Raw genomic sequence first — 10,796 nt, 5'->3', positions numbered from 1 at the left:
GACAGCTCTGAAGGATCCTTCAACCGATCGCTTTGGCTTTAACTGATCGGCATTACGACATGATTGTCGGCGTTTTTGCTATAGGTATGATGAGCGGGAGGTAGTAACTACTTCGCCATAGTGCTCAAAAACTCGGCTTCGAACTCTTCATCGGCTTCTCGGGTTAGGCATTCCACCAGCCAGTCGATGCTTTGATGGTCTAGCTTACTGTTCACCACGAAGGCTTGCTTTACACCAGATTGACCCAGCTTGGCAGAGCCGTAGTTCTTGAATGATTTATTGCCGTGGTAATGGAGTGATTTAATCGCTTCTGCGTCAGGTTCTGGCAAGGCATCGAGGGTATTAGCAAGCTGAATAACCAGCTCCATAGGGTTCTTAGATGATGAGATGCGATACAGAAAACCGCCCTCCACTCTTTGGCGAACCCAATAATCAAAGCCGCTGCAATCCATCACCTTATCACTGACCAGTGCCGCTTCGCTGCGATAACCACACGGCTCTACGACAACAGGTGTGTGTTTAAACTCTGGTTGGCCTGAAGCAGCATCGGTATGAGGCAAGATCAAGTCACACGGTTTGCTGTCTTTGGCGGTCGGTGCGTTCCAGTGGATAGGCATGAAAACTTGTTCACGGCGCATCTCTTTGGTTACCACTAAGCGCGCTTGGCACTCGCCTTGTGCGCTGCGCACTTTCACCACTGGGTTTATAGTCGCGTGGTTGAAGGCATCTAGCCCAAATTCATCTAAACCAAGCTCTGCAACCGTATCTGGGTGCATGGCAACAAACGGCTCTGGGGTGTGTTCACCTAAACCCGCAGCCAAGCCTGTGCGGCTCATGGTGTGCCATTGGTCTCGGATTCGACCTGTGTTCATGATAAGCGGGAATTCAAGACTGGTATCGGCAATCGGTTTGTCGTGCTCAACTGCAATAAACTGCGCTTTGCCTGATTCGGTAAAGAACTCACCATTGGTGAACATGCGCTGTTCGATGATCTCTGGTTGATACTCAAGTACTGGCCATTGCTGTGGAGTGAGTTCGCCATAGCCTTTTTCATCCAGTTGCGTGAGTCCAATTAAGCACAAGTCACGCGCTTTACCTGTTTCATTGCCGAGCGCTGTCATCTCGCAATACTCTTTAAAGATCTCACCTTCGTGGCGGAACTCGAATTGCTCGTTGAATCCCATTTTTTGTGCGACTTCTTTTAATATCCACCAATCGGGTTTGGCTTCCCCTGGGCTTGGTAACACGCGGCGTTGACGTGAGATTCGGCGTTCAGAGTTGGTCACAGTGCCCGACTTTTCACTCCACCCTTGTGCGGGCAGCACTACATCGGCCAAGCGTGTGGTTTCTGTATCAGCAATGCAGTCCGACACCACCACAAACGGGCACTTCTCTAATGCCGCTTTGATCTTTTCGCTATCAGGCAGGCTCACAACAGGGTTGGTTGCCATGATCCACACGGCTTTGATTTTGCCTTCATTCATGGCATCAAACAGGTCAATCGCTTTTAAACCCGCATGTGTTGCTAGGTTGTCGGTCTGCCAAAATTCACTCACGGTTTGGTGTGATTGCGGGTCACCAAATTCAAAGTGCGCCGCTAAGGTATTGGCTAAACCGCCCACCTCACGTCCGCCCATCGCGTTCGGCTGGCCCGTTACAGAGAATGGCCCCATGCCCGGCTTGCCAATTTTCCCGGTGGCTAAATGGCAGTTAATAATCGCATTCACCTTGTCACACCCTTGTGTCGATTGGTTCACGCCTTGGGAGTAAATGGTTAGCACCTTCTCGTTCGATGCAAACAAACTGTAGAACTGTTTTAGCTGCTGCTCTGTTAACCCTGTAAGTTCAGGAACACTTTTGTCGCCCCAGCCTGATTCGGTATAACCTGACTCTGTATAACGGTAGTGAGTCGCAGATCGAATCGATTCAGTAAAGCCTTGGGTGTGGTTTTCTATGTAGTCTGCATCTAGCTTGTCGTTATCATCGAGGTAACCCAATAAACCATTGAACAATGCGACGTCTGAGCCTGATTCCAATGCCAAGTGAATGTCTGCGATTTCACAGGTATCGGTATAACGCGGGTCGATGACGATAACTTTCAATGCAGGGTTGGCTTGTTTCGCGGCTCTTAATCTTTGGAAAAGTACCGGGTGACACCATGCTAGGTTGGAGCCTGTAATCACGACGAGTTCGGCTTGCTCGAGATCTTCGTAGCACACCGGTACTGTGTCTGCGCCAAATGCTCGCTTATGCCCGACCACGGTTGAAGCCATACACAACCTAGAGTTACTGTCGATGTTGCCACTACCAATGAAGCCTTTCATCAGTTTATTGGCAACATAGTAGTCTTCGGTAAGCAGCTGACCAGATACATAGAACGCAACCGAATCGGCCCCATATTCTTCGATGGTTTGATTGAATTTGTCTGCGACCAACTGAGTGGCACTGTTCCAATCTAGCTCTTGTTTTTGCTCATTCTGAATATGAGCAGGCTGTGTAAGACGACCTAAAGGCGTGACGGTGTCGCCGAGCGCAATCCCTTTAGTGCATAGCTTTCCATAGTTTGATGGATGATCTTTATCACCACGCACTTCTAGTTTTCCTAACGATGTCGGTCTCGCTTCTATTCCACACCCTACACCACAATAAGCACAGGTCGATTTTATCCAGCCGCTGTTTGAATCGGTCATCCGTTTCTCACTCAATTATCCATAATTGTAATAACTAAAAATAAGCAAATAACACGCCACTTAATAGCAGCTGATGAATAGCAAATAATTTCATCTAAAAACAATAACTTAATAAAAACACAAATATCAACAACGAACCAAACAGAACTTAGCCAAGATAAAAACTTAATTTTTGCACCATTTTGCAGAAAGTTGCACCACAAACGCTCATTTATATAAATATAACAAAAATTTTACATACCACTTTAGGGGTAATTACGTGCCACCTGAAATTTTTAAATCACTGAAATATATATATTAAATTTTATTTAAATGAACAAATCGCAATCTGGCACCCTCCTTGCTCCACTAGAAACCAAGACTTAGAAAAAACATTTTTGTTTTTCTTGATGATTATGAATTGAGTGGAATCTCAACCCGGTATTCATCTGCTAACGATTAGAAATTAGACGCTAGTGATGGTGACGCCGAGAATAAGGAATGGATTATGAGCAAGAAGAAAATCGTCGTTGTTGGTAACGGTATGGTTGGACACAAATTTATCGACAACATCCTGCAATCAGACAGTGATGAGTTTGATGTGATTACTTTTAGTGAAGAACCAAGGCTGGCCTACGACCGTGTTCAGCTGACGGCTTACTTTAATGGTAAAAGCGCTGATGACCTGTCATTGACCAGTGAAGAATATTACCAAAGCAACGGCGTGAACTACTTGTTGAATCAGAAGGTTGCCAAGCTAGACACCGCCAATCAACAAGTCATCACTGAAAGTGGTCACGTTGAAAGTTACGACAAGCTAATCTTGGCGACCGGCTCATTCCCTTTTGTTCCCCCTATTCCCGGTAACGACCAAGAACACTGCCACGTTTATCGCACCATCGAAGATTTAGACGCCATTGAGCTCTCAAGTAAAGACAGCAAATCGGGCGTGGTGATTGGTGGTGGACTGCTGGGTTTAGAAGCCGCAAACGCAGTCAAAAACCTTGGCTTAGAAACCCATGTGGTTGAATTTGCGCCTCGCCTGATGGCGGTTCAATTAGATGATGGTGGCGGTGCCCTACTGCGCAGAAAAATTGAAGACCTTGGTGTGCAAGTTCATACCGAGAAAGCGACCTCTGAAATAGTCGACGGAGAAAACGCTCGCTACCGCATGAACTTCGCAGACGGCACCCACTTAGAAACCGATATGATCGTATTCTCTGCCGGTATTCGCCCTCAAGATGAGCTAGCAAGAAGCTCTGATGTCGAGATTGGCGAGCGTGGCGGTATTGTGATCAACAATCACTGTCAAACCAATATCGACAACGTTTACGCCATTGGAGAATGTGCCCTTTGGGATAACAAGATCTTCGGCTTAGTCGCTCCCGGTTATTCGATGGCAAAAATCGCGGCTTCGCATATTGTCTCTGACGGTACTGACGACGCTGCATTCACTGGCGCAGACATGAGCACCAAGCTCAAACTGCTTGGCGTCGATGTTGCCAGTATTGGTGAGGTACACGGCAAGACGGAAGGCGCTCAATCGTATACTTATAACGATGAAATTGAACAAGTTTATAAACGCTTGATCATCTCGGCTGACGGCACAAAGATTGTCGGCGCAGTATTGGTCGGTGATGCAGAAGCCTACGGTTCGCTACTGCAAATCAAGCAAAATGATATGCCCCTTCCTGAAAACCCATCAGTGCTAATTTTACCTAACGTGGCCGATGATTCAGGTTCGGCAATGGGTGTTGAAGCTCTGCCTGATAGCGCTGTGATCTGTTCATGTTTTGATGTGACCAAAGGCGATATTAAAGAGGCCGTTTCAGCAGGCTGCACCACGATGGCTGCATTGAAAGAAACCACGAATGCTTCAACAGGTTGTGGCGGTTGTTCTGCCCTTGCGAAACAAGTTCTGGATAGTGAGCTGATTAACTTGGGTGTAGAAGTCTCTAACGATATCTGTGAGCACTTTGCTTATTCTCGCCAAGAGCTTACCGACATCATTCGCGTCAACAAAATCAAGACCTTCGATGAGCTGTTAGATTCTCACGGCAACGGATTGGGCTGTACCGTGTGTAAACCGGCTGTCGGTTCGATTCTGGCTTCCTACTGGAACGATTACATCCTTGAAGATCAACATATCGAGCTGCAAGACACCAATGACATCTACCTTGGCAACATGCAAAAAGACGGCACTTACTCGGTAGTTCCGCGTATTGCTGGCGGTGAAATCACTCCCGATAAATTGATTGTTTTAGGCGAAGTCGCTAAAGAGTTCGACCTGTACACCAAAATCACGGGCGGTCAGCGTGTCGACTTGTTTGGCGCACAGCTTAACGAACTGCCTATCATCTGGAAAAAGCTGATTGATGCAGGTTTTGAAACGGGCCACGCCTACGGTAAATCGGTTCGTACCGTGAAATCTTGTGTCGGTAGCACTTGGTGTCGATACGGTGTCGACGACAGTGTTGGCTTAGCGATTCGACTTGAGAACCGCTACAAAGGCCTGCGTTCACCACACAAGATCAAGTTTGCGGTTTCTGGCTGTACTCGTGAATGTGCAGAAGCCCAATCAAAAGATTTTGGCATTATCGCCACCGACAAAGGTTGGAACCTCTACATCTGTGGTAACGGCGGTATGCGCCCTCGCCATGGTGACCTTTTCGCTACCGACCTTGATGAAACCACACTCCTTAAATACATCGACCGCGTTTTGATGTTCTACACACGTACCGCAGACCGCTTACAGCGTACATCGGTATGGATGGAGAACCTTGAAGGCGGCATCGAATACCTCAAGCAAGTCGTGATTGAAGACAAGCTCAACGTTGCTGAAGAACTTGAGGCCGATATCGCCCTCAACATCGAAAAATACCAGTGTGAGTGGAAAACCACCATCGAAAACCCTGAAAAGATGAAACGCTTCCAGCACTACATCAACAGCGAAGAAATGGACACTAGCCTGTCATTCATCAAAGAACGAGAGCAGCGTTTTCCTAAGCCGAGCTTGAGCTCTTCTTCCGATTCAAAACGCGATGAAAAGCTCGCTAAAGCAGACCAAATCGAAGTGACTGAGGTTTCATAAATTTCATCAGGTTCATCAGGTTCATCAGGTTCATCAATAAAAAAATAAAAACTCAATTTTAGACTAGGAGAAAGTCATGGAAAATTGGACAACCGTATGCAGCACCAGCGATCTAACCCCAAACGGGGGAATTTGCGCCAAAGTAGACGATAACCAAGTGGCTATTTTTTACTGCAAGCGCAGCGACACGCTTTATGGGCTCTCTAATTACGACCCTATCGGCAAGGCGAATGTGATGTCACGTGGTATAATTGGTTCATTAAGCGGAGAACCTTACGTGGCCTCACCCTTATACAAGCAGCATTACCACTTAGAAACTGGCGAATGTCTTGAACAGCCTGAGCTCAAGCTCGTGAAATTTGAAGTTCGCAAACAAGGAGAACAAGTTCAAGTTCTCGCACCACTTGCTATCGCCAGTTAACTAAACCGCCGACACCATCATGCAAACGCTTATTAGCGTGCGCAATTTCGGCACAGGGTTTATGCACATTAAAAGCGTTCTAAGTTCGGAAGTAACGCAGGTGCACAAACCGGGTAATTTTCCAGATTTAAAGGATTTAAACCATGGATAACACTAAATTTTCGCTGCTTTCATTTACGGGTAAGATGAAAACCTTACACCTAAGTTGGATGGCCTTTTTTATCACCTTTGTTGTGTGGTTCAACTTTGCCCCACTACTGCAAATGGTGAAAACCTCACTTGGTCTTTCTACTGAAGAGATCAAAACACTGCTTATTCTCAACGTTGCATTGACCATTCCGGCACGTGTCGCCATTGGTATGTTAACCGACCGATACGGCCCAAGATTGGTCTACTCTTCGCTACTCGCGGTCTGTTCTATCCCTTGTTTTATGTTTGCTATGGCAGACTCTTTTATTCAAGCGGCGATTGCTCGTTTCCTATTAGGCTTCATCGGTGCAGGCTTCGTTGTCGGTATTCGTCTAGTGTCTGAGTGGTTCCCACACAATGAACTGGGTACTGCAGAAGGTATTTACGGCGGCTGGGGTAACTTCGGTTCAGCAGCAGCAGCGTTCACACTTCCAACTCTCGCTCTAGCGTTTGGTGGTGAAGACGGCTGGCGTTATGCGGTTGGTATTACTGGCGTAATGAGCTTAGCGTTCTCGTTTATCTTCTACAAAAACGTGTCAGATACACCAAAAGGTTCAACTTACTTCAAGCCTGCTCAAGTAACAGCGATGGAAGTGACATCAAAGGGTGACTTTTTCTTCCTACTTATTATGAAGATCCCTATGTATGCCGCTTTAGCGCTACTGACTTGGAAGCTATCACCAACCAACATCAACATGTTGTCAGACATGGCGGTTTACTCAGTGTATGCCGGTTTAGCTGCGCTTTACGTGTACGAAGTGTCGCAAGTTTGGAAAGTAAACAAGAACGTATTTAAAGAAGAAGTACCAGAGATTCACCAGTACAAATTCAAGCAAGTTGCGGTACTTAACGTATTGTACTTCGCGACATTTGGTTCTGAACTGGCTGTGGTTTCTATGCTGCCACTGTTCTTCTCTGAAACCTTTGAATTAACACCGGTTCTTGCAGGTATGGTTGCATCGGCTTATGCCTTTATGAACCTAATGTCTCGCCCAGGTGGTGGTTGGATTTCAGATAAATTCGGTCGTAAACCAACACTGCTTATTCTAACGATTGGCCTTGCGGTGGGTTACTTCGCAATGGGTCAAGTCGACAGCACATGGCCTGTATGGCTAGCAGTTGTCGCGGCGATGGCGTGTTCTTTCTTCGTGCAAGCGGGTGAAGGTGCGGTATTCGCAACGGTTCCTCTAATCAAGCGTCGTATGACAGGTCAAATTGCTGGTATGACGGGTGCTTACGGCAACGTGGGTGCGGTAGTTTACCTAACTGTGTTGTCATTCGTGAGCTACCAAACATTCTTCTTAGTGATTGCTGCAACAGCGGTACTTGGCTTTGTGACTCTGCTGTTCATGGAAGAGCCTAACGGTCAAATCGCCGAAGTAAACGACGACGGCAGTGTCACGCTGATTAATGTTTCAAGCTAGGGTCTGTACTAAGAAGCATTGATATTATTGAATCGGGAGAGGCACCTTAGCGGATACATCAATGCTAGGTGCTTCGTTCAAAGGCTCTAAGTTCACTAGGGCTTTTGTTCTTCCTAGGATGTTCTGTCAAGGAAGCGGGAAGAAGAGCAGTTAAGAAGAAGACAAGTTATGACAATTTCATTCAGCCAAGGGCAAGTCATCACGCCAGAATCCAACAACCAGTTAACGCTTAAGTTTGGTGGTTATTCGAATCAAGGCGTACGTGATGAAAACCAAGATGCCATCATTGTAAAACACCCTAAAACTCGCGCAGAGCAAGAGTTGAAAGGCAGTGTTGCCTGCATTGCAGACGGAGCAAGTTGTAGTGAACACGGCCAGAAAGCCAGTCACACCAGCGTGATGCAGTTTATCGACGACTATTACGCAACCCCCCAAAGCTGGAGCATTCAACGTTCGGCGCAAAAGGTCTTAACGTCCCTCAATTCTTGGCTCTTCAACACGTCTGTTTCTAATATTCATCCCGCACAACAAGTGAACCACAATGCCCTCGTTTCGACGTTCAGCAGCGTGATATTAAAATCAAACACCGCACATATATTCCACGTTGGCGACAGCCGCATTTACTTACTCAGAGATAGAGAATTACGCCAACTGACCCGCGACCACACCCGTAAAAATATGGGACAGAAGCATTATCTTACACGCGCCTTAGGCATGGACAACCAACTCAACGTTGACTATCAAACCCTGCCTATCAAGAAAAACGACTGCTTTATCCTGACATCTGATGGCGTGCACGAGTTTGTATCTCCCAACACCTTCAAAGAACACATCGATAAACCCGGAGCGGATTTCGAATACGCAGCGCAAACCATCTGTAACACCGCTTTAAGCCACAATAGCTCAGACAACGTGAGCTGCTTGATTGTGCAAGTCAGCCATCTGCCTAAACCTTCGCTGATTGAATTCCATGAGAAGCTGGCTAAACGGGCAATCCCACCCGCTTTAAAGCTCGGGCAAAGTATCGACAACTTCATGGTACTTGAGGTGTTGTATGCAGGGTCAAGAAGCCATGTGTATCGTGTGATGCAGAAAGAGACACAAACCGAGTTCGTGCTGAAAGTCCCTTCCGTTCAATATCACGATAGCCCTTCGCAACTTCGAGCTTTCTTTAATGAACAATGGGCGGGGATCTTGCTGAAAAATAAGAGAGTAATGAAGGTTTACCCGACGCCAGAGAACTCGCAATTCTTATATCAAATCTGCGAATGGGTAGAAGGCATCACCCTAAGACAATGGATGTACGACAATCCAAAGCCGTCACTCAATGAAGTGCGCGACATACTAGAAAAAATCACACAAGGCATTCGAGTATTACAACGTGCAGACATGGTGCACCGAGACTTAAAACCGGAAAACATCATGATTCAACGTGATGGTGAGGTAAAAATCATCGACCTTGGTGCGGTGTTAGTGAGAGGCCTTGAAGAGGGAGAGCTCACCGACAAAGACGACACTCCAATAGGCGCGGTCAATTACATAGCGCCAGAGACCATCAAGCATAACACGGCCACCACAAGCTCAGATCTGTTCTCTATCGCCGTGATCGGCTATGAGATGCTAACCGGTGCATTGCCCTACTCTGAAATGACCGCACAATCGCTTAAGCAATCTCGTCACCATCAATGGGAATACCAACCCATCACACAGAAACGAGCTGACTTACCAAGCTGGGTGGATTTGGTATTACAAAAAGCCTGCGCGGAATCACCAAGCGAACGTCATCAAGTGTTGGGGGATTTTGTCGCTGACCTTTACACACCAAACCAAAGCTTGGTGAAAAGCAAAGCCAAGCAACCTTTGATAAACCGAAACCCGATCCAGTTTTGGAAAGTGTTGGCTTTGTTGCTCGGCATTGTTGCGGTCGTAGAACTGGGGTTATTGTTAAACCCAAGCTAGATACGTTTACGAATTAGCCTAATATAACCGCGTTTAGCCTCGTTTCACTAAGCTTCTTGGCACGAGTTCAATGCCAGCTTGGTAACGCTTAGCCGATGCATTCAGCGCCAAAGCAAAAGCGCTGTCGGCAATTACTTCAAACTGCTGAGGCAGTGAATGGACTTTAAAAGGCAAGAAGTCGAGCAGTCGGTTATCACCAAAGGTTGCCAGTTTTACTTGATTAATCAGCTCTGGCTTTTCAACCATCACATCCAACACACCCTCTAACAAAGTGTAAGACATAGTCACAATCGCATCAGGCACCGTGCCTTTGGCAATCCAACCCTCAAAAATCTCGCGCCCTGATTCTCTATCAAAGTGTTCTCCATAACCCACTACCATCGGCTTGTTTTCTGCTAGCCTTGTTTGTTGAGTATGTGCTTTATTCGCCGCTTCAAAACCCAGCTGACGTTCACGTGAAATGTTCAGGTCAGGTAACGCACCGATCAAGCCAACACTATGAATGCTGTCATCGAGAATCGAGTGGGTCAGTTCAAATGCAGCCTCGAAATCTTCACTGATCACGCAAGCAAAGTGCTCATCGTCTAACGGACGGTCAATCGCAATTACTGGGGTACCTGAGTTTTGCAGTTTCAAGTAGAACTCGTTGGCGTCTGGCATTGAGCTCGCCACCAGCAAAGCATCAATACGACGACTGACCAAAGCTTCAGCGACCTTTCGCTCGGTTTCAGCGTCATCATCTGAACAGCCAATCAAAATCTGATAGCCCACTTTACGTGAGTTCTGCTCTATCAGTTTTGCTAAACGCGCATAACTGCTGTTTTCCAGATCAGGAATAATCAAACCAAATGAACGGCTATTACCAGCACGCAGCGACGAAGCAGCATGGTCTGGTCGGTAGTTATACTCTTCCACAACCGCCATGACTTTCTGCTGAGTCTTTTCACTGATTCTGTATTTCTGCGCCTTGCCGTTGATGACATAACTGGCCGTGGTTTTCGATACTCCAGCCAATTTAGCAATTTCATCAAGTGTCATATGGG

6 protein-coding genes are annotated in these 10,796 nt (G+C 46.7%); 4 read left to right on the top strand and 2 right to left on the bottom strand.

What is annotated here, in order from left to right:
• Positions 1-107 precede the first annotated feature (107 nt).
• Positions 108-2,705 carry a molybdopterin oxidoreductase family protein gene (locus tag ACED41_RS08900; RefSeq protein WP_371724833.1) on the bottom strand — a complete coding sequence of 866 codons (2,598 nt, stop codon included), beginning with the start codon at positions 2,703-2,705 and terminating at the stop codon, positions 108-110.
• Between the two features lie 472 nt (positions 2,706-3,177).
• On the opposite strand from ACED41_RS08900, the gene nirB reads away from it, so the two are divergent.
• From nirB to ACED41_RS08880, 4 genes are all read left to right on the top strand, one after another.
• Positions 3,178-5,760, top strand: coding sequence for a nitrite reductase large subunit NirB (gene nirB / locus ACED41_RS08895; RefSeq protein ID WP_371724832.1), 2,583 nt, complete (start codon positions 3,178-3,180; stop codon positions 5,758-5,760).
• Between the two features lie 76 nt (positions 5,761-5,836).
• The gene (nirD, locus tag ACED41_RS08890) at positions 5,837-6,181 is read left to right on the top strand and encodes a nitrite reductase small subunit NirD (RefSeq protein WP_012600889.1); all 345 of its coding nucleotides are present in this window, start codon (positions 5,837-5,839) and stop codon (positions 6,179-6,181) included.
• A gap of 143 nt (positions 6,182-6,324) precedes the next feature.
• Complete coding sequence (locus tag ACED41_RS08885; protein WP_371724830.1) at positions 6,325-7,794, top strand: NarK family nitrate/nitrite MFS transporter; 1,470 nt, start codon at positions 6,325-6,327, stop codon at positions 7,792-7,794.
• 168 nt (positions 7,795-7,962) lie between these two features.
• Positions 7,963-9,753 carry a protein kinase gene (locus ACED41_RS08880; RefSeq protein WP_371724828.1) on the top strand — a complete coding sequence of 597 codons (1,791 nt, stop codon included), beginning with the start codon at positions 7,963-7,965 and terminating at the stop codon, positions 9,751-9,753.
• Positions 9,754-9,786: 33 nt separating this feature from the next.
• Here the strand turns inward: ACED41_RS08880 and cra are convergent, their stop codons facing one another.
• On the bottom strand, positions 9,787-10,791 hold the full coding sequence (gene cra, locus ACED41_RS08875; protein WP_029222703.1) for a catabolite repressor/activator: 1,005 nt from the start codon (positions 10,789-10,791) through the stop codon (positions 9,787-9,789).
• Between the last annotated feature and the right edge of the window lie 5 nt (positions 10,792-10,796).

Source organism: Vibrio sp. 1F255, assembly GCF_041439145.1.
In the GTDB taxonomy this organism is placed as follows: Bacteria; Pseudomonadota; Gammaproteobacteria; order Enterobacterales; family Vibrionaceae; genus Vibrio; species Vibrio crassostreae_C.
This window is presented reverse-complemented; position numbering and strand designations above follow the sequence as displayed.